The organism is Frigoribacterium sp. UYMn621 (genome assembly GCF_040549525.1).
GTDB lineage: Bacteria > Actinomycetota > Actinomycetes > Actinomycetales > Microbacteriaceae > Lacisediminihabitans.
The window spans coordinates 133,523-152,127 of record NZ_JBEPTM010000007.1; the positions used below are offsets into that span (position 1 = coordinate 133,523).

At 67.3% G+C, this 18,605-nt stretch carries 14 protein-coding genes; 3 read left to right on the forward strand and 11 right to left on the reverse strand.

What is annotated here, in order from left to right; genetic code table 11:
* Positions 1 to 18: 18 nt before the first annotated feature.
* Positions 19 to 1,263, reverse strand: coding sequence for an allantoate amidohydrolase (locus ABIB54_RS12890; RefSeq protein ID WP_354575919.1), 1,245 nt, complete (start codon positions 1,261 to 1,263; stop codon positions 19 to 21).
* Positions 1,264 to 1,314: 51 nt separating this feature from the next.
* Between ABIB54_RS12890 and ABIB54_RS12895 the strand changes: the two genes are divergently transcribed.
* On the forward strand, positions 1,315 to 2,145 hold the full coding sequence (locus ABIB54_RS12895) for a UbiA family prenyltransferase (RefSeq protein ID WP_354575920.1): 831 nt from the start codon (positions 1,315 to 1,317) through the stop codon (positions 2,143 to 2,145).
* A gap of 64 nt (positions 2,146 to 2,209) precedes the next feature.
* Here ABIB54_RS12895 and ABIB54_RS12900 read toward each other — a convergent pair whose 3' ends face one another.
* From ABIB54_RS12900 to ABIB54_RS12915, 4 genes are all read right to left on the reverse strand, one after another.
* Entirely contained in the window at positions 2,210 to 3,586 is a 1,377-nt protein-coding gene (locus ABIB54_RS12900; protein WP_354575921.1) for a DHA2 family efflux MFS transporter permease subunit, read from the reverse strand.
* A 13-nt stretch (positions 3,587 to 3,599) separates the two neighbouring features.
* Positions 3,600 to 4,274, reverse strand: coding sequence for an esterase/lipase family protein (locus tag ABIB54_RS12905; RefSeq protein ID WP_354575922.1), 675 nt, complete (start codon positions 4,272 to 4,274; stop codon positions 3,600 to 3,602).
* A gap of 10 nt (positions 4,275 to 4,284) precedes the next feature.
* The gene (locus ABIB54_RS12910) at positions 4,285 to 5,079 is read right to left on the reverse strand and encodes an alpha/beta fold hydrolase (protein ID WP_354575968.1); all 795 of its coding nucleotides are present in this window, start codon (positions 5,077 to 5,079) and stop codon (positions 4,285 to 4,287) included.
* A 171-nt stretch (positions 5,080 to 5,250) separates the two neighbouring features.
* Complete coding sequence (locus ABIB54_RS12915; RefSeq protein WP_354575923.1) at positions 5,251 to 5,919, reverse strand: hypothetical protein; 669 nt, start codon at positions 5,917 to 5,919, stop codon at positions 5,251 to 5,253.
* Between the two features lie 130 nt (positions 5,920 to 6,049).
* Between ABIB54_RS12915 and ABIB54_RS12920 the strand changes: the two genes are divergently transcribed.
* Positions 6,050 to 6,724 carry a peroxiredoxin-like family protein gene (locus ABIB54_RS12920; RefSeq protein WP_354575924.1) on the forward strand — a complete coding sequence of 225 codons (675 nt, stop codon included), beginning with the start codon at positions 6,050 to 6,052 and terminating at the stop codon, positions 6,722 to 6,724.
* A 19-nt stretch (positions 6,725 to 6,743) separates the two neighbouring features.
* Here the strand turns inward: ABIB54_RS12920 and ABIB54_RS12925 are convergent, their stop codons facing one another.
* Genes ABIB54_RS12925 through ABIB54_RS12940 form a run of 4 tightly spaced genes read right to left on the reverse strand, consistent with a single transcriptional unit; the run spans position 6,744 to position 12,952 of the window.
* The gene (locus tag ABIB54_RS12925) at positions 6,744 to 7,499 is read right to left on the reverse strand and encodes a tyrosine-protein phosphatase (RefSeq protein WP_354575925.1); all 756 of its coding nucleotides are present in this window, start codon (positions 7,497 to 7,499) and stop codon (positions 6,744 to 6,746) included.
* Positions 7,500 to 7,531: 32 nt separating this feature from the next.
* Positions 7,532 to 10,063 (reverse strand): DEAD/DEAH box helicase, encoded by a 2,532-nt coding sequence (locus ABIB54_RS12930; RefSeq protein WP_354575926.1) that lies wholly within the window; start codon positions 10,061 to 10,063, stop codon positions 7,532 to 7,534.
* Positions 10,056 to 10,985, reverse strand: coding sequence for a nucleoside hydrolase (locus ABIB54_RS12935; RefSeq protein WP_354575927.1), 930 nt, complete (start codon positions 10,983 to 10,985; stop codon positions 10,056 to 10,058). Before ABIB54_RS12935 ends, ABIB54_RS12930 begins: the two co-directional genes overlap by 8 nt.
* 56 nt (positions 10,986 to 11,041) lie before the next feature.
* Positions 11,042 to 12,952, reverse strand: coding sequence for a hypothetical protein (locus tag ABIB54_RS12940; protein ID WP_354575928.1), 1,911 nt, complete (start codon positions 12,950 to 12,952; stop codon positions 11,042 to 11,044).
* Between the two features lie 116 nt (positions 12,953 to 13,068).
* Between ABIB54_RS12940 and ABIB54_RS12945 the strand changes: the two genes are divergently transcribed.
* Positions 13,069 to 14,568 (forward strand): SDR family NAD(P)-dependent oxidoreductase, encoded by a 1,500-nt coding sequence (locus tag ABIB54_RS12945; protein ID WP_354575929.1) that lies wholly within the window; start codon positions 13,069 to 13,071, stop codon positions 14,566 to 14,568.
* Positions 14,569 to 14,583: 15 nt separating this feature from the next.
* Here the strand turns inward: ABIB54_RS12945 and ABIB54_RS12950 are convergent, their stop codons facing one another.
* On the reverse strand, positions 14,584 to 16,170 hold the full coding sequence (locus ABIB54_RS12950) for a chitinase (RefSeq protein WP_354575930.1): 1,587 nt from the start codon (positions 16,168 to 16,170) through the stop codon (positions 14,584 to 14,586).
* The gene (locus ABIB54_RS12955; RefSeq protein ID WP_354575931.1) at positions 16,167 to 18,464 is read right to left on the reverse strand and encodes a glycosyltransferase family 2 protein; all 2,298 of its coding nucleotides are present in this window, start codon (positions 18,462 to 18,464) and stop codon (positions 16,167 to 16,169) included. Before ABIB54_RS12955 ends, ABIB54_RS12950 begins: the two co-directional genes overlap by 4 nt.
* Between the last annotated feature and the right edge of the window lie 141 nt (positions 18,465 to 18,605).

Sequence of the window (18,605 nt, forward strand, 5' to 3'; positions counted from 1 at the left end):
CCGGGGGCGGCCGGCCTCTCAGTCTCGGGTGAGCAGCGCCTCCAGCGCGTCGGCGAGGGCCACCGACCCCGCTTCGGCGTCATCCGCCTCCACGTGTTCCTCCGGCGAGTGGGAGACTCCGGTCGGATTTCGCACGAAGAGCATCGCCGATTCGACCCGCGCGCCGAGAACACCGGCATCGTGGCCCGCCCCGCTGTCGAGGAGCGGGCTGTCGGGAAGGGCGCCCGCGAGCCGGTCCCGGAGCCCGATCGGGAACTCCATGGTTGCGCTCAGCGATTCCTCGACGACCCGCACCGAGCAGCCCTCTTCGGTGGCCAGGCGCTCTGCCTCGCTCGAGATACGCTGCACCACCGCGGCCGTGATGTGGTCGTGCGGATGCCGCACATCCAGCCACAGGTCGACGCTGGATGCGATCACATTGGTGCCACCGGGCACCGGGGTCAGCCGGCCGACGGTCGCCCGGGCACCCGGATACGCGAGAGCCGCCTCGCGAACGGCCACGACGATCTGCGCCGCGGCGAGCATCGGGTCCCGCCGGTCCGCCATCAGGGTGCTCCCGGCGTGGTTGCCCTGCCCGCCCACGGTGAGGCGCCAGCGGCCGTGACCGAGGATCGAGCGCGCGATTCCCACGGGCCGGCCGAGGTCGATCAGCCCCCGTCCCTGCTCGACGTGCAGCTCGAGGAAGGTTCCCATGGACGCGAGGGTGCCGTCGTCCTGTCCGAGGAATCGGGGGTCGAGTCCCCCCGCCGCCGCGACCTCGGCAAAGGTCGCGCCGCCGTCATCGCGCAACGACCGTGCCCGGTCGGCGTCGATCGCCCCGGTGAGCAGGCGCGATCCGAGACACGCCACACCAAAGCGGGAACCCTCCTCCTCGGGGAACACCGCGATCGCGAGTGGACGCCGCGGGGCGAGGCCGCGCTCGCGCAGGCGATCGATCGCGACGAGCGCCGAACAGATGCCGAGCGGACCGTCGAAGGCCCCTCCCCCGGGTACAGAGTCGAGGTGGCTGCCGGTGACGACGGAGTCTCCCGCGGAGAGGTCGCCCATCGACGCCCAGATGATGCCGTTGAGGTCGGTGTGCACCTCGAGCCCGCGTCGCGAGGCCTGCTCGGTGAACCAGCCCGTGAGATCGCGCTCCGCCGGCGAGAACACCGGGCGGGAGTACCCGCCGCGCCGGCGGTCACGCCCCACATCGGCGATCTGTGCGAGGAGCCCGGTGACCGTGTCGCCCCGTGTTGAGTCGGGACGCGGTGACTCTGGCATGTTCCCCACGATACTGCGAGCGGCACATCCCGGCGCAAGTAGCATGAGCGGATGCCCCGAACTGCCGCCGCGCTGGCCCTCTCGAGCCACCCGGGTCCGAGCCTCGCGGTCAGCGCCGTTTCGGCAGTGCTCGGCATCGCAGTCGGCCTCGATCCCCCGCACGTGGTCATTCTCGGTGTGGCAGTCCTGCTCGGGCAGCTCTCGGTGGGACTCTCCAACGACTGGATCGATGCGGGGCGGGATCGCGCGGTCGGACGCACCGATAAGCCGGTCGCCGCCGGGCTGGTGAGCATCGGTACGGCACGCGCGGCGTCCTTCATCACCGCGGCCGCGGCGATCCTGCTCACGCTCCTGCTCGGGGGGCCGGCCACACTCGCTCACACGGCCTTCATCATCTCGGCCTGGACCTACAACCTCGGGCTCAAGAAGACGCCCGTCTCGGTGATCCCCTACATCGTGAGCTTCGGATTGCTGCCGATGATCGTCACGCTGTCGCGCCCCGCGCCCGCCGTCGCCGCGGGCTGGGCGATCGCCCTCGGTTCACTCCTCGGCGTCGCCGCGCACTTCGCCAACGTATTGCCCGATCTCGACGACGACGCGCGCACAGGCGTGGCCGGACTACCGCATCGCATCGGCCGCGCGGCATCCGGGATCGTGATCTGCGGATCCCTCGCCGCCGGGGGAATCGTCGCCTTCTTCGGACCGTCGGGCGACAAGACCGTGCTCCAGTGGGTCGGGCTGGCACTCACCCTTCTGCTCGCCGGTTCGATCGCCGTCGTGCTGCGCCGGCCGCCGACACGGCTGCTGTTCCAGTTGATCATCGCCGCCGCTCTCGTGAACGTGGTTCTGCTCTCGTTCAGCGGATCCCGCCTGCTCGCCTGACCACCTGAGCGCCGCGACACTCGCCGATCGCCCGGGACGAGGTCGACTCCAGGCGGGAGCGGAGTCAGTCGGCGGCGCTGTGGACCTCCGACGTTTCCTGTGCGGGATTGCGGATGCCGATCCACGAGGTCACCCCGCCGAGTAACAGCAGCACGGCCGTGACCAGCACTCCGCGCTGGAAGCCGGCGACGCCGAATTGGGGCCCGACGATGAGCGCCACGAAGGCGATGGCGATGAGGCCGGCGACCCTCGAGACGGCGTTGTTGATCGCGGAACCGATCCCGGCCTGGCGCTGGTCGATCGCCCCGAGGATCGCGCTGGTGAGTGGGGCGACGGTGATCGTCATCCCGAATCCGAAGAGAATCACCCCGGGCAGGATCTGCGTCCAGTAGTCGGCCCTCGCGCCGGTGAAGGCGAAGAAGAAGAAGCCGACCGCGGTGATGATCGGTCCGACGGTCATGAACGCCCGCGGACCGTACCGGCCGGCGAGGGCACCGATCCGGCCGGAGAGCAGGATGCTGATGATCGTCACCGGAAGGGTCGAGAGCCCGGCGAGCGTCGCCGGGTACCCGGCGACCTGCTGAAGGAACACCGCGAGAAGGAATCCTCCGAGCGAGATGGCCGCGTAGACGAAGGTGGTGGTCAGGTTGCCCCAGGCGAAGTTGCGCACGCGGAACAGCGCGAAGGGCACCATCGGCTGCTTCGCCACCTGCTCCCGCCGCAGGAAGGCGACGAACGCGACGACGCCGAGGCCCATGCTGAGGAAGATGAGGGGACTTCCCCAGCCGTAGTTGCCCTGCTCGATGAGGGCGAACACCGGCAGCCCGACACCGAGCACACCCAGCACGGCGCCGGGATAGTCGATGGCGACGTCCTTCTGTCGCTCGTCTTTCTGCTTGAGCACCGCGAGCAGGTACAGCGTCACCACGATCGGCAGCACATTGATCGCGAAGACCAGCCGCCAGCTCGCCAGATCGACGAAGAGCCCGCCGAGGAGCGGACCGAGGATGAAGGCCGCGCTGGTGAAGCCGGTCCACTGCCCGATCGCCTTGGCCTGGGCCGCGCCGCGGAAGTTGGAGAGGATGATCGCGAGCGAGCTCGGCACGAGCAGCGCTCCGGCGATCCCCTGCACTCCGCGCGCGATGATGAGGATCTCGGCGGCGGGGGCGAGCGCGCACAGCAATGAGGCAGCGCCGAAGCCGATGAGGCCGGTGCGCAGCACGACGATGCGCCCATAGACATCCGACAGCGATCCGGCGACGAGGATCAGCGACCCGAGCGTGATGAGATAGGCATCGACCACCCACTGCTGGGTGGTGATGCCGCCCCCGAGGTCCCTCGTGATGGCCGGGAGCGCGACGTTGATCACCGAGCCGTCGAGGAAGGCCACGAACGAGGCGAGAACTGCGATGGCGAGTACGAGTTTCTGGTGCTTCTCCATTGCCGACATTCTTCTACCCTCGCGCCGAGAGGGCAGCCTCCACTTCGGCGAACAGTGCCGGCGAGCTGAGCGGACGGAAGTGACCCACCATCGGAAGGCGGACATTGGTCGCACCGGCGAGCTCGCTGCCCTCGGGGATCAGCGGATCGAGACGGCTGAAGATCGAGGTGATGCGCGCGTTGGCCTCGAGGTTCGCGGCCAGCGTCATCACGGTCTCGTCGCGAGGGGAGAAGGCGCGCAGGGTGCGCACCGGTGCCCAGTTGGCCAGGGTCGAGCCACCGAACGGCGAGTTGATCGCGACGAGACTGTCGATGCGGCCCGCGCGGTCATCCGTCACCATCATGTGCTTGGCGATGAGGCCGCCCTTGCTGTGCGCGACGATGAACACTCCGGTGAGGTTGCGCTCGTCGAGGTAGCGCTGGGCCAGCTCCGCCGAGGCGACGATCGTGAACCTGTTGTATCCGAGCACGGGGAGTGTGTGGATCGGATGCCCGAGGGTGTTGAGCCGGTCAGCCACCGGACGCAGGAACTGCCAGGTCTCGTACACTCCGGGGAGCAGCAGCACGGGAGCGAGGGTCCCGCGGGCGTAGCGCGGGTTCGGAACGCGACCGACGACGTGTCTCGACTGCTCCCGCATCTGGTAGAGGCGGTCGGCCACGGCAGCCCCGGCATCTCTGGCACTGATCATGAACGGTGCCTCATTCGGAGTGCCTCTCGATGAGGGCCGCGATGCGCACCGGGTCGGAGTGCATCACGACGTGCGGACCAACGACGTCGGCGTAGGTACCGTGGGGCAGCAGTTCGGCCACCCACTCTGCCCAGGACCGCGGAACGATCGGATCGCGGTCCCCCCGCAGCACGAGTGTTCGCGCCTCGATCACCGGAAGACGGTCTTCCATGCGATCGTCGACCAGGTGCTTGAACTGGGCGAAGAAATAGGGGATGCCGCACCGCACCAGGTAGTCGGTGAGGACGATGAGGTTCGAGCGAAGCGACTCCCGGGGGATGTCGCGCAGCAGTGCCATCGCCTCCGTGCGGAAGCGTCGATCGGGCGGGTTGACCGTCGGCGCGATGAGCACGAGGCGATCGGTCACCCGGGGAGAGTCGAACACCAGTTGCGAGACGACCTGCGTGCCCATCGAATGCCCGACGAGAACGGGATTCACGATGCCCGCCTTCACCAGGAACGTGCCGAGCACCTTGGCATGCAGGGCGATCGAGACATCGCGCTTCGGATCCGGAGCCGAACCGTACCCGGCGAGATCGATGAGGAAGACCTCGCTGCTCTTGGCCAGTTGCTCGGCGAGGGGATGGAAGTAGCGGGAGGAGACCCCGATGCCGTGGACGAGCACGAACGGCCGTTTGCCGGGCGAGTCGACCGAGCCGGGGAAGCGTCTGATCGCGACGGCGAGATCGTCGTAGAGCGGACGGCTCGAATAGAAGGTGACGCCGTGCCGGTGCCGCCGCCGTTCGCCGGTGCGGAGGTCATTCATGGTCACGCGATCGACTCTACGCGGCTCGCATCCGTCATCGAACTGTCAGACGCATCCGGCTTCGCGACGGTCGCGACCGGGCCACGGACCTCAGACCTCCACTGGTCGGCGCTCGCACGACGAGGGGCCCACCGCCATCGCGGTGGGCCCCTCGAGTGACGCGCTGTGCTGCTACTTGATCTGGGCCGTGATGGTGGCGATGCCCACGAGGAGGCCGCCCTTGACGGCGTCCGTCGAGAAGACCTTGTCGAGCAGTCCGGCCGCGGTGTCGGAGATGTGGACCGTCGTACCGGTGAGGATGGCATTGTCACCCTCGAGCTGGAGCGGCTTCAGCGTTCCACCGTGGAGGTCGAAGAGCGGAGCCTGGACGGCAGCAACGGTCCCGTTGACGTCGACATCGCCGTAGAGCTTCGAGTTGCCCGGGTTGATCGTGAAGTTGGAGAGACCGACGACGGTGGATCCCGCGGTGAGCGAGAGTCCCGATCCGTCGTGCTCGATGATGCCCTGAACGTAGGGGCGGTAGTTGCTCTTCGGCGACCAGTAGACGACGCTTCCGCCCGTGATCGGGAAGTGCACAGAGCCATCGGTGAGGGTCGCTGTGCCGGTCACGCCGGGGGTGAGGCCGAGCGAGGTGAGCGCCGAGGCGAAGCCGGCGTCGAGAAGCACGGCAGTGTCGCCACCCTTGAGCGCCGGAACGGCGGCAGCAGGGGCGGGGATGGCGGAGGAGGACTTCGCTGTGATCTCGGGAGCGGCGGAGGCGGTGGAGCTAACACCGGCGACGCCGGCGACGAGCAGGCCCGCGGTAGCGATTCCGATGGCGGCCTTGGTGAAACTGCGCATGATCTTAACCTTTTCTGACGGTGGACTGGGAGAACAACTGGTCGCATCTGGTTCGGTGTGCCCACACAAAGGGTTTGCCCTCACGGGAGAACGTAAGCTCGGAGCATCCCGATCAGTGAAAGCAGGAACCATGGCTCCGGCGACCATCGGCCAGGAATCGGATGAATTCACCGTCGGCTTCGACCGACGGATCGGCGATCGACTTGCCGCGGTCTTCGCGACCGAACGGGCCGGCTCCCGCTCCGAGGGAGTGCCTGTCGTCTCGGTGACTCTCGGCGCGAACCTTCCCAACGCGCCGCTGCTCGACCGGGACGGAGCGCCGGCCTCGCTCTACGACGCCCTCGGATCCGATTCAGGGGTCATCGTGTTCTACCGCGGCGCGTGGTGCCCGTACTGCACCCTCGCGCTCGCCCATTACCAGAGGGAGTTGTTTCCCCGGCTGCTCGAGCGTGGCGTCGGCCTTGTCGCCATCAGCCCCCAGAAGCCGAGCTCCTCGCAGCTCTCGATCGATCAGGGGGCTCTCGATTTCACGGTGCTCTCTGACCCCTCGAACTTCCTCGCGACGGCCCTCGGCATCCTCACCGAACCGAGTCCGCAGGTGCGCTTGGCCCAGACCGAACTCGGATTCGATGTCGCCGACAGCAATGCGGATGCCACCGCCGGCATCCCCTTCCCCACCGTCATCGTCGTCGATGCCGGACGCATCGTGCGGTTCGCCGATGTGCAGGTTGACTACACCCGCCGCACCGAGGTGTCGGTGATTCTCGCGGCGGTCGATGCTCTTGACCAGACCAGACGCTCTTGAGTAGACGAGACGCTCGTGACTAGACCAGACGCGCGTGGAGCGAGTCGATCTCGCCGGAGGTGAGGCCGCCGGATCGGAGATACGACTCGACGTCGAGAGACTCGAGCCACGCGAGAAGAGCGGATCGGCGGCTCGCCATGCGCTCTTCCATCGCCGCTGCGGAATGGGCCTTCTCTTCGGTGAGGCCCGGCTCTACCCCGAGCCCGGCATTGAAGCGCATGGCCGCGTCGACGTAGTCCTCCGCGATGGCCTCGGGTGTCACATCAACCACGCTCAGCAGCATCGCCATCACCATCCCGGTGCGGTCCCGTCCCGCGGCACAGTGCACGAGAACGGCGCCCTCCGCCCCGGCGATCGCCCGGAACACCTCGGCGAACTTCCGCGGGTACAGCCGGATGTTGTCGGCATAGGAGAGGGGGTGGTCGAGCAGGGCACCGCAGAGCTCGAGGAATTGCGGGTCGGTCGGATCCTCCGTCGGACAGGAGACGAACTGGATGCCCGGCGTCACCGTCGCGGCACCGACCGGCGCAGCACCTGCCGACACCCCATCCCCCTCGCTCGTGCTCTCCCCCGGATTGCGCAGATCGACCACGGTCGTCACCCCGGCGGCCCGAGCCGCGCGCCAGCCCTCTGGCGTGAGATAGTCCGGGCGAGCCGAGCGGAATACCTGCCCCGATCGGGTGACTCCGCCGCCCCGGAGCGGAAGGCCGCCCGCATCCGAGAGATTGAAGGATCCCGGCCAGTACGGTCGGCCGGCTGCGGGGAGAGTGGTCATGGGTGTCGATCCTCACGTGCCCGAATTGTGGCTCACAGCATGCCGACCGCGGTCACCCGCACCACGGCGACGCCCGCGGCGTTGGACTCCGCGAGGTCGACGGTGGCCGAAATTCCCCAGTCATGGTCTCCGGCCGGATCGTCGAAGATCTGGCGCACGGTCCACGCGGTCGACCCCTCCTCCACCATGAGCATGGCGGAGCTGCGGGCATCCCCGCCGGTTCCGAGATGGTCGTGGGCGTCGAAGTAGGCGTCCATGGCGTCCCCCCACGCCTCGGCATCGAAACCGGCCGCTGCATCCAGCTCGCCCAGCTGGTCGTAGTCGTCGAGAGCGGCGAGCTGCACCCGGCGGAACAGCTCGTTGCGCACCAGGATGCGAAAGGCTCGGATGTTCGTGGTCACGCCCTTCGGCGCGGGCGGCAGCACCGGGGCGGAGGCTTCGATGGCGGCCGCCGGGTTGATGAGCTGCTCCCACTCGTCGAGCAGGCTCGAGTCGACCTGGCGCACCAGTTCGCCGAGCCACTCGATCAGGTCGAGCAGCTCCTCGGTCTTCGCTTCGTCCGGGATGGTCTGACGTGCCGCCTTGTAGGCGTCGGAGAGGTAGCGGAGCACGAGCCCCTCCGAGCGGTTGAGCTTGTAGAAGCCGATGTAATCGTTGAAGGTCATTGCGCGTTCGTAGAGATCCCGCACAACGGACTTGGGGCTGAGCTCGAAGTCGCCGACCCAGGGCTGCGATGCGCGGTAGGTCTGGAACGCGGCATCCAGAAGCTCCTCGAGCGGTTTGGGCCAGGTGACCTGCTCGAGAAGTTCCATGCGCTGGTCGTATTCGATGCCCTCGCTCTTCATCGCCGCGACCGCCTCACCCCGCGCCATGAATTGCTGGGCCGAGAGAATCGGGCGCGGATCATCCAGGGTCGCCTCGAGCACGGAGATCAGGTCGAGGGCGTAGGTGGGAGAGGTCTGCACCGCCCCCTCCGCGGGCTGCAGCAGGTCGAAGACCGCCAGGGCGAAGGGCGACAGCGGCTGGTTGAGCGCGAAGTTCTGCTGCAGGTCGACGGTGAGGCTGATGTGCCCCGACGCGCTCTGCTGCACGATCTCGGCCGTGCGCAGAGTGCGGTAGATGGCGAGGGCCTGCCGGGCGAGCTCGCGCTGGCGCGGCCGCGGCTCGTGGTTGTTCTCGATCAGTTCTCTCAGCTCATCGAAGGGCTTCCCGCCCCGACCGATCACGTTGAGCACCATCGCGTGGTTCACCTGCATGCTCGAGGTGAGGGTCTCCGGTTGGGCGGCGACGAGCCGGGCGAAACTGGGCTCCCCCCAGGAGACGAAGCCGTCCGGCGCGCGCTTGCGCACGATCTTCTTGATCTTCTTCGGATCGTCCCCCGCCTTCGCGAGGAGTCTGGCGTTCTCTGTCTCATGGTCCGGGGCCTGCACGATCACGGTTCCGGCGGTGTCGAAGCCGGCCCGACCGGCACGACCGGCGATCTGGTGGAACTCCCGCGCGCTCAGCTGACGCATCTTCGTGCCATCGAACTTGGTGAGCGCGGTAAGCAGCACGGTGCGGATCGGCACGTTGATGCCCACCCCGAGGGTGTCGGTGCCACAGATCACCTTGAGCAGGCCCTGCTGGGCGAGCTGCTCGACGAGCCTCCGGTACTTGGGCAGCATCCCGGCGTGATGCACCCCGATTCCCGATCGGATCAGGCGGCTGAGGGTTCGCCCGAAGTTGGTGGTGAAGCGGAAGTCGCCGATGGCATCCGCGATCTCGTCGCGCTGCTCCCGGGAGGCGATCTTGACGCTGGTGAGTGCCTGCGCCCTCTCGAGGGCGGCGAGCTGCGAGAAGTGCACGATATAGACCGGTGCCTGGCCGGTGGCGAGCAGATCCTCGACGGTCTCGTGCACCGGAGTGGTGGCGTAGGAGAAGTGCAGGGGCACCGGGCGGTCGACACCCGTGACCACTGCGGTCTCTCGGCTGTTGCGCTTTGACAGGTCTGACGCCAGCCACTCGACATCCCCGAGCGTGGCGGACATCAGGATGAACTGCACCCCCGGGAGGGTGAGCAGCGGCACCTGCCAGGCCCAGCCGCGTTCCGGATCGGAGTAGAAGTGGAACTCGTCCATCACGACCTGGTCGACCGGGGCATCCGTTCCGTGCCGAAGGGCGAGGTTCGCCAGGATCTCGGCGGTGCAGCAGATGATGGGAGCCTCGGCGTTGACGCTCGAGTCCCCGGTGACCATTCCCACGTTCTCGGCGCCGAAGATGTCGACCAGTGCGAAGAACTTCTCGGACACCAGGGCCTTGATGGGCGCGGTGTAGAAGGTGCGCTGCCCCTGCGCGAGAGCCGCGAAGTGTGCTCCGATCGCGACGAGGGACTTTCCGGTGCCGGTGGGGGTGCTGAGGATCAGGTTGGCGCCGGAGACGATCTCGATGAGGGCCTCGTCCTGCGCGGGGTAGAGACTCAGGCCTCGCCCGGCTGCCCACTCGACGAACTGTTCGTAGACGGCATCCGGATCGTAGGACCCGGCCGTTTGCATCGGTCGCAGCCGGTCGAGGAGGAGGTCAGGCATGCTGCCCGGCGACGATCGCATAGACGTGCTCGACGTAGGACCAGAAGCCCGCGATATCCAGGGTGACCGGCACCATCGCGTTGGGGAACGGCGAATCGAAATCGACCACCGTCATTCCGCTGGTGAACTCGCCACGGGTCTCCACCCTCACCTGCGCCGGTCGGGAGGAGAAGAGGTCCGGACGCACCACGTGGGCGACAGCGCACACGTCGTGCACGGCCTGGCCGTCCCAGTCGCTGTTGTTCGCGTCGACCCAGAAGGTGGCGAGGGGAAGGATGAGTTCGTGGGCGAGAGTGCCGAGGCGGCCGAGACGCTCCACCACCGGGCCGTTGGCCTGCGCCTGGAGGGTGAGGTCGAGGCCGACCATCACCACCTGCCAGTCCGCGTCGAAGACGACCCGGGCGGCCTCCGGATCGGCGTAGATGTTGAATTCGGCGGCGGGGGTGGCGTTGCCGCGGGTGAAGGATCCGCCCATGATCGTGAATGATGCGACCCAGCGGGCGATCGCCGGCTCCTTCTGGAGCGCGAGTGCGATGTTGGTGAGCGGGCCGGTCGCGACGAGGTGGATGGTGCCAGGAGTCGCACGAATCGTTTCGACGAGAAAGTCCACAGCGTGGCGGGGGTCCACCGCCAGGGTGGGCTCAGGCAACACGGCGGCGCCGAGCCCCGACTCTCCGTGCACATGGCTCGCGTCGCGGGTCTCCCCGCTCAGGGGCCGTGCAGCGCCCGCGGCAACCGGCACGGTCTCGAATCCCAGGTACTCGCGCAGGGCACGGGCATTGCGGGTCGTGCGCGGCAGCCCGACATTGCCGCCGACTGTCGTGACCCCCACGAGGTCGATATTCGGATCCCCGTGCGCGAGCAGCAGGGCGAGAGCGTCATCCAGGCCCGGGTCGCAGTCGAGCAGGATCTTCTTGGGCATGGGTCAACCGTGCCACATCCCCGCGCCCCCCGCCGCGAGACGGGCTGACGGTGCGGTCAGTCCGGTGGTTGCGTGCGAGCTGCGAGAGTTCTCGGAATGCGGCCGAACCACGGCGCAGCGATCACCGCGACCGCCGCGATCAGTGAGCCGACGAGAACGAGCGGATGAACGCGGGCGGCAATGGTCGCCCCCGCGGCGAGCCCCAGCGCGAGCGGAACGCGCACGATCAGCCCCCACACCCGGAGGCGAGGAACCGCGGGCCTGTCGTAGCGACTGCTGGCGAGCCGAGTCTCGAACAGCTGCCAGAGGGCGCCATTCGCCCACAGCAGCAACGCCGCAGCGCCCGCGACGAGGGCGAAATAAGGCACCCAGGTGAGGCTGAAGAGCCACCCCCAGATGCCCTCGCCGTCTTTCACCTGCAGCAACCACTTGAGTGCCGTCGTGACGACCGACACCGGCCCGGTCGTGGTCAGCCTGAAGAGTTCGGAGAGAGTCGGCACAAAGAAGCAGAGGGCGGCGAGCAGCAGCACCAGCAGCCGATTCAGGCCGAGTTCCTTCACGGCCCGCACGTGCAGCCGATTCTGCTCGGCGCCGGCCGCGACAAGGGGACGCTCACGCTTGCCCGTCGCCGGGTCGCGGGTCTCGAGTCCGAGCACGATTCGGGCGAGCGGATCGATCACCTGCACGATGTTGGCGGAATAGGACTGGTGATCGGTGAGGGCGGAGGCGGTGTTGTGCACCGGATGCTCCTCGGGTCCGAGTGCGGGCGAATCGGCGAGAGCCCCCTGCTCCGCCTCCGCTGCCGGCGCGTAGCTCGCCGTCCAGCGCGTTCGGCGGGCCGCACCTCCGGTGGAGGTCGGACCGGAGGGGATCACATCCCAGGTCGCGAAGAAGTCCAGCCACCGCGGACGGCTGGCAGCCGGCATTGCGCCCCAGGCGCGCACCGGATTGAGGGTGAGGGAGAGCCCATGCGCGGCGAGTTCGGCGGGGCTCAGCCGATGGGAGGTGAAGCTGGGACGGCCGAGCAGCGACAGGGCGCTTCCGACCGTGACGAGAGTGTCCACTCTCAGTCCCGGCGTGAGGATCGCATCGCCGAAGAGCAGGTTCGCGGTGATCGCCGCGCCCTCAGAATGAGCGACCACCATGACCCGGCCATCGTCGCCTGCCCGCGCCCGGGCGGCACCCACCGCTGTGGCCACGATCTGCCGCATTGCGGCCGCCCGGGTCGGACGCTGAGTCCAGGCCGGCACATCGCCGACGAAGTCCACCAGGGAGTCCACCACCGGTTTGAGTGCCGTGCCGACGAAGGGAAAAATCAGCAGCGGGCCGGACAGGGCGAGAAAGACCACCGCGACGAGCGTGAGCACGCCCACCACGAGGCCGAGTGCGGCGATGGCCATCACGGCGATGACCCGGCCGATCCCCCAGAATCCTCGGGAGGTCACCCAGAATGCCGTGCTGAGGTACACCAGGAGTCGGCCGACCGCGCGAAACACGAAGCCGAGGCCCCAGGTGAAGATCTGGGTGCGGGACAGGGGCAAGAAGGCCTCCGACCAGCGCGCCTCCGTGATGTGCAGGGCCACCGAACGCGGCGTCGCCTCGAGATCGAGATAGTGGATGCTCGCGGTCACCTCGTCGTTCGCCGTGCCGAGCACGACCGCGCCGAACTCCAGCGCGGTCGGTTCGCCCTGCGAATCATCGTCCGGTTGGGCCGTTCCGGCCTCGGCGGGGGCGGTCGGCCGCAATCCTGCCTCCGGGGACCGCCGGGCCGCATCCTCGGCGACTGCCTGCGCGGAGGGGGTCGCGCCATTCTCGGCCGGGCTACCCTTGGCGAGCCAGTCCATCCGCTGCAGGATCGGTTCGGCCCATTCGAGCAGAGTCTGTCCGGCAGTCTGGCGCCCGATCCCGTGCACCACCACGAGTTCGACGAGCGGTTCCGTCGGCGGCCCTGCCACTGTGCGGGACATCACGGGTCCTCCCTCTGGTCGACTGGCGCAGTGCACAGTTCGCCGCCCTGCTGATCACGGGTGTCCACACAGTAGTACCGCGAGCGCGGTGACGGCCAGACCCGGGCCAGGCACCGATGTCAGAGGCCCTCCGCTTAGAATCGTGTGTGCCTTCCGACCCCGCCGACAGCAGCGCCCTCGACCCGACCGAGCTCGAAATCACCCTGCGGGTGCTCGCGTCGATGGACACCCTCGACGAAGAACACCCGGACTTCATCGCCGTTCGCCAGGCCACCGCCCGCATGTTCAAGTCGGTGAAGCGCAACCGGCGGCTCGAGAAGCGTGCCGTCATCGCCGACGCCGACCGCGCCGTTGTGGCCAACACCGCGACGGGAGCGCCCGACCGCATCGATGACGAGACCCGCGGCATCCCCCTGTCCATCACGGCGACGGCGGCCACCGCCGGCACCCTTCTCAAGTCCCGGCCGTGTTACATCTGCAAGCAGCACTACACGCAGGTCGACGCGTTCTACCACCAGCTCTGCCCCGACTGCGCCGCTCTCAACCACGCCAAACGCGATGCCCGCACCGACCTGACCGGCAAGACGGCGCTGCTCACCGGGGGCCGCGCGAAGATCGGCATGTACATCGCCCTCCGGCTGCTGCGGGACGGCGCGCACACGACCATCACGACGCGGTTCCCCCGCGATGCCGTGCGCCGATTCGCCTCGCTCCCGGATGCGAGCGAGTGGCTGCATCGCCTGCGGGTGGTCGGCATCGACCTTCGGGATCCGGCGCAGGTGATCGGACTCACGGACGCGATGATCGAGACCGGACCCCTCGACATCCTCATCAACAACGCCGCGCAGACGGTGAGGCGCTCCCCCGGCTCCTATGCCCCGCTGGCGGATGCCGAGAGCGCGCCGCTGCCCGACGGCCCGCTTCCCGAACTGCTCACCTTCGGCCACACCAATGATGCGCACCCACAGGCGCTTGCCGCCTCGGTGGGGTCGCATCCGATCCTGGCGAACGCCGGCGGACTCAGCGCCGCCGAGCTCACCGAGCTTGCCCTCGCCGCCGGATCGTCGTCCCTTGCGAGGCTCGCCGCCGGAACGGCGATCGACGCCGGAGGACTGGTGCCCGACGAGCACGACCAGAACAGCTGGACCCAGTTCGTGCACGAGGTGGATCCGCTCGAGATGCTCGAGGTACAGCTCGCGAACGTGACCGCGCCTTTCCTGCTGGTCTCGCGCCTCCGCCCGGCCATGGCCGCCTCGGCAGCCCGCAGAAAGTACATCGTCAACGTGTCGGCGATGGAGGGGCAGTTCGGTCGGGGGTACAAGGGACCGGGGCATCCGCACACGAACATGGCCAAGGCCTCGCTCAACATGCTCACTCGCACGAGCGGCAAAGAGATGCTCGAGACCGACGGCATCCTCATGACGAGTGTCGACACCGGTTGGATCACCGACGAGCGCCCGCACTTCACCAAGATCCGACTCGCGGAGGAGGGCTTCCACGCCCCCCTCGACCTCGTCGACGGCGCCGCCCGCGTCTATGACCCGATCGTGCGCGGCGAGGCCGGCGAAGACCTCTACGGCGTCTTCCTCAAGGACTACGCCCCCGCCTCCTGGTAGCGCCAGCGGCACCCGCTACTGGGTGACCCCCGCCTCCTGGCCCGCGATCACTTGCTTGATCTGCGTCAGCGTCAGCGGAACCCACGGAGAGCTGTCGGGGTTGGCGGACGCCGCCTCTGGGCTCTCGGCCTGATTCCACCATTTCGCCTCGAACGGAACACCGTCGAACAGCACTCGTGTGCCCTTGTCGTAAGGGTTCCCTCCCGACCACTCCGGATAGCTGCCCGCGGGAAGTGTGGGCACCGCGATCGGCTTCTCTCCCGGCAGCACTGGGCCAACCAGCAGCCAGGGGGTCTCCCAGTCGTTGAGCACGGGGTTGTCCGGGAGGTTTCCGCGCGTCCACCATTTCGCTTGGTAGACGTTGTGGTGCCACACGACCTTCGTGCCTTCGAGATAGGAGTTCGTGTCCTGCCAGATGGCGTAGGGGCTGGTTGCCGGGTCATCCTTCTGTGTGGCCGCATCGACCGGCTCGGACGTCGTCACGACCGCTGCCGAGAACTGGGGGCTGCCCTGGATCGAGGCGCTCAGCACGTCGGCGAACGCGATCTTGCCCTGGTCGACGCCGCTACAGGAATCCGAGGCGATCTTCAGCGTCACGTAGTTGGAACCGCAGGTGCGATCCCGGTTGAGTGACCACATCGACACGCGACCGATGCTGTGCGAACGGGCGAACGTGTTGAGGCCCTTGGCCGCAGCCAACGGGAAGACCTCCGACTGAACATCGTTCTGACCGATCATCGGAGTCGCGCCGATCTTGCTCCACAGCGTCTTGTCCGAGAGGCGGATACCGGCCTGGCGGTAGAGCACGCCGAGTTGACGCTGGGTGGCCGTGAGCGCCTGCGTCGATCCCTGCAGTTCACTCGTGCCGGCCTTGAGGCTGGATCCGTAGTCCATCGTCATCGCATTGACGCCGGCGAGATCCACTTTGTTGGTGAGCGTGTCCCGGACTGCGGACTGGCCGCTCTCGTCGAGCCCCGTTGGCGTGACCGGCAGAGTCAGCCAGATGGCGAGCTCCTTGCCCTCGGCGCGACGCTGCTTCTGGAGCATGGCGAGCGCCACAGCCCGTCGCTCGTTTGCCGCGCGGTTCGTGAGATTCGCGCCCTCCACGTCGACATCGATCGTCGAGACCTTGTAACGATCGATCACCGCCGCGTAGGCGGCGGCGAGTTGGGTCACACTCGTGCAATTGGTCGCGAGTTCATCGTTCGCCTGACCGCCGAACGCCACCGCCACTTCTCCGCCCTGTTGCTGGAGCCGAGCGATTCGACGATCGAGATCGAGCGAGTCCGCGGCCTCATTCAGTGAATAGGCCGCACCCCAACTCGGCGCACAGACGTCGCCGGGTGTGGACACCACGAAGGAGAGCACAACATTCTTGCCTGACTTGGAGGCCGGCGACTCGAATGCGAAGGTCGGCGTTGCCGTGACATCCGTATAACCGGCGAACCACGTCTGAGATGTCACCTCCGCAGCCGCGGTGAGCTGCTGGACACCGACGAAACCGCCGGCGACCATGGCTCCGGTCACGAGAGTGGCGACGGTCAGTCGCGGGATGGAGAGTCGGCGACGTGAGCGCACCGATGCCAGCTTCGCGGCGCTCATGCTGAGACCTGCCCGGCCTGTGTCGTCTCACTGCGCGGCGAGGAACCGACAGGCTCGAGCGGGAGTGATCCCCCCGCATAGCCGTGGTACAGGACCGCTCTCCAGTCCACCACCTCAGCAGTCTCGGCCGGCGCGCGCTTGTCCTCCCGCACGGGTCGTTCCACGAAGAGCCATTGGGTTGCACCGAGCCACACGTCGACAATGGAGTTGATCACCCCGATGTAGGCGAGGATCGCCCAGGTGGCCAGGATCGCGTTGAACGCTGCGAACGCCGCGTTACCCCAGTTGTGCTCCACGATGTCTCGCCACAGGGTGAAGAGGGAGAAGGCCACAATCAGATACGGCGCGATGACGTACAGCACCGGCGCGGCGGTGCGATCCTTCACCTTGGGAGTGCGGGCGAACGGAATCTTCTTACCCGTGATCGCCTGCTGAAGCGACTTGAGAACCCCGGCGAGATTCACCGGAAGCAGAATGAGATTGAAGCCATAGATCCGCAACACATCGGATGCCTTGTATCCGGTCGAGCGCAGGTCGCTGGCCATCGCGAAGAAGTACGGCAGTGCCGCGCAGAGCACGAGCGGGCTGAGCAGCCTCGAGTCGTAGGGGTAGGCGAGCAGAAAGAGCAGTCCGAAGCTCGCCCACGCGATCGACGACATGTAGTTCAGTCTGAGCATCAGCTCCACGCGCGAGATCCGCTCACCCTGCCGTTTGCGTTCGGCCAACTGCCGCCAGAGCTTCGGCAGAATGAGCAGCCCTCCGTTCGCCCAGCGACGACGCTGCACGATCAGGGATCCGAAATCGGGTGGGGTCGCGCTGTAGCTCAGTCGTTCCGGATAGTTCGTCAGCGTCCATCCGTGCGTGCCGAGGTCGATGCTCGACTCCGTGTCCTCGATGACCGTGCGGTCCTGCACGTAGCGCTTGACGTCGAATCCGCCGACCTGCTCCACTTCGACGATGTCTTCCAGAGCCGCCTTGCGGATCACGGCGTTCGCCCCGACCCAGAACGTCGCACCGAAATGGGACATGCCCTGATGAAGGATGTGCTGCAGATCAGTCGTCGCGCCGGCAAGCCGTTCGATGCGCTTTCCTGCGCCTCTGAACGAGGAATAGGGTGTCTGCGTCACGGCGACCCGAGCATGTTCCGGCTGCTCGAGAAGATGGACGAGCCTCAGGCAGTAGTCGCGCAAGAGCAGCGAGTCCGCGTCGAGCGTGAGGAGGTACTCGGAGTCCGGCACCGAGAGGTCGGCGAACTGGGAGCCCTCCACGCGGCGGAGGACCGTGCCATCCGGCGTCTCGTCCCGGCGATAATTTCCCCCCATGAGGCCGATGTAGGAGTTCAGGTTCATCGCCTTGTTCGCTTCGTGCGAGAGGGATGCGTAGAGCTTGCGCTCGAAGGTGCTCAGGTCGGCGGTGAAGGTCCACACCAGGCGGCGATAGAGCTCGACGAGGCGTTCGCGGGGCGGTGCCTCATTCTGGTTCGCAGCAACATCCAGGGCGATGGAGACGAGGCGAAGTTCACCGGCGAGCCCGCCGAGCACCTCATCGATGAAGAACCGGTCCACGTGATCCGAGGACTCCTCCTCTTCACGCATCCGGTCGAGCCAGGCTGCCGCCCACTCGTAGTGGCCGGAGAGCGTACGGACCGACGGGATGTCGACCCAACTCGAGGGGCTCGATGGACCGAACGCACGCTCGGCCTCCGCAAATCGGCGGGCCGGCTCCGCGAGCGCCAGGTTGATCGAATCAGCGAGCACCCGAGTGGCATCCAGCCGCGCCGCGATCTCCGGATCGGCGGGATGCGGCGGGTCGTCGAGCAGCAGCACCACCCGCACCGAAGGGTATTCCTGCAACGCCGCCGACCAGAGAGTCTGCCGCACGACCTGAGGTTCTTCGGCGTAGCTGGGCACGAGCACCGTTATCGACCCGGTGTGTCCGGTGAAGTGGCGATCCAGCTCTGCCCGAGGGATCCGAACGTGGCTGCGGAACCGCTCCAGGGCGCCCTGGCGCGCAACGAGGTACATCAGAGCAGAAAAACTGAGGAAGGTGACGACGACCAGGTACGAGATCGCCTCCATCGTGAATCGGAAGTCGCTCGTGCTGTCGATGAACTGACGGATTATCGTCGAAACGACGTAGGCGATCCAGAACATGATGGTCGCGATAATCGCCAGACGCCCCAGGGTTATCTTTCGATCGCTCGGTCTGGCATGGATGCTCGGGAGCGGATCGGTGCGGCGTTCGGAGCCCCACTGGCGTTTTTGGGCAGGCAGAACAGAGTTGCGAGTAAACATGGATTGTCCTTCAACAGGCCAGCACGGATTTCGGGTCGCGCTTCGGGAGGCCGTAATCCACGCTAACGACCCGGCCGCCCTCGCAGCCAGTCCCCCTAATGAGGGCCCCGCTTTCTATCGCCGAGAATCCGGGGCTCGATT

Excerpts from the sequence above, each read along its gene's own strand:
- ABIB54_RS12920 (WP_354575924.1), top strand. The coding sequence starts at position 6,050 with ATGGCTCCGGCGACCATCGGCCAGGAATCGGATGAATTCACCGTCGGC.
- ABIB54_RS12935 (WP_354575927.1), bottom strand. The coding sequence starts at position 10,985 with ATGCCCAAGAAGATCCTGCTCGACTGCGACCCGGGCCTGGATGACGCT.
- ABIB54_RS12955 (WP_354575931.1), bottom strand. The coding sequence starts at position 18,464 with ATGTTTACTCGCAACTCTGTTCTGCCTGCCCAAAAACGCCAGTGGGGC.
- ABIB54_RS12930 (WP_354575926.1), bottom strand. The coding sequence starts at position 10,063 with ATGCCTGACCTCCTCCTCGACCGGCTGCGACCGATGCAAACGGCCGGG.
- ABIB54_RS12890 (WP_354575919.1), bottom strand. The coding sequence starts at position 1,263 with ATGCCAGAGTCACCGCGTCCCGACTCAACACGGGGCGACACGGTCACC.
- ABIB54_RS12925 (WP_354575925.1), bottom strand. The coding sequence starts at position 7,499 with ATGACCACTCTCCCCGCAGCCGGCCGACCGTACTGGCCGGGATCCTTC.
- ABIB54_RS12945 (WP_354575929.1), top strand. The coding sequence starts at position 13,069 with ATGTCAGAGGCCCTCCGCTTAGAATCGTGTGTGCCTTCCGACCCCGCC.
- ABIB54_RS12900 (WP_354575921.1), bottom strand. The coding sequence starts at position 3,586 with ATGGAGAAGCACCAGAAACTCGTACTCGCCATCGCAGTTCTCGCCTCG.
- ABIB54_RS12895 (WP_354575920.1), top strand. The coding sequence starts at position 1,315 with ATGCCCCGAACTGCCGCCGCGCTGGCCCTCTCGAGCCACCCGGGTCCG.
- ABIB54_RS12940 (WP_354575928.1), bottom strand. The coding sequence starts at position 12,952 with ATGTCCCGCACAGTGGCAGGGCCGCCGACGGAACCGCTCGTCGAACTC.
- ABIB54_RS12905 (WP_354575922.1), bottom strand. The coding sequence starts at position 4,274 with ATGATCAGTGCCAGAGATGCCGGGGCTGCCGTGGCCGACCGCCTCTAC.
- ABIB54_RS12915 (WP_354575923.1), bottom strand. The coding sequence starts at position 5,919 with ATGCGCAGTTTCACCAAGGCCGCCATCGGAATCGCTACCGCGGGCCTG.
- ABIB54_RS12950 (WP_354575930.1), bottom strand. The coding sequence starts at position 16,170 with ATGAGCGCCGCGAAGCTGGCATCGGTGCGCTCACGTCGCCGACTCTCC.
- ABIB54_RS12910 (WP_354575968.1), bottom strand. The coding sequence starts at position 5,079 with ATGAATGACCTCCGCACCGGCGAACGGCGGCGGCACCGGCACGGCGTC.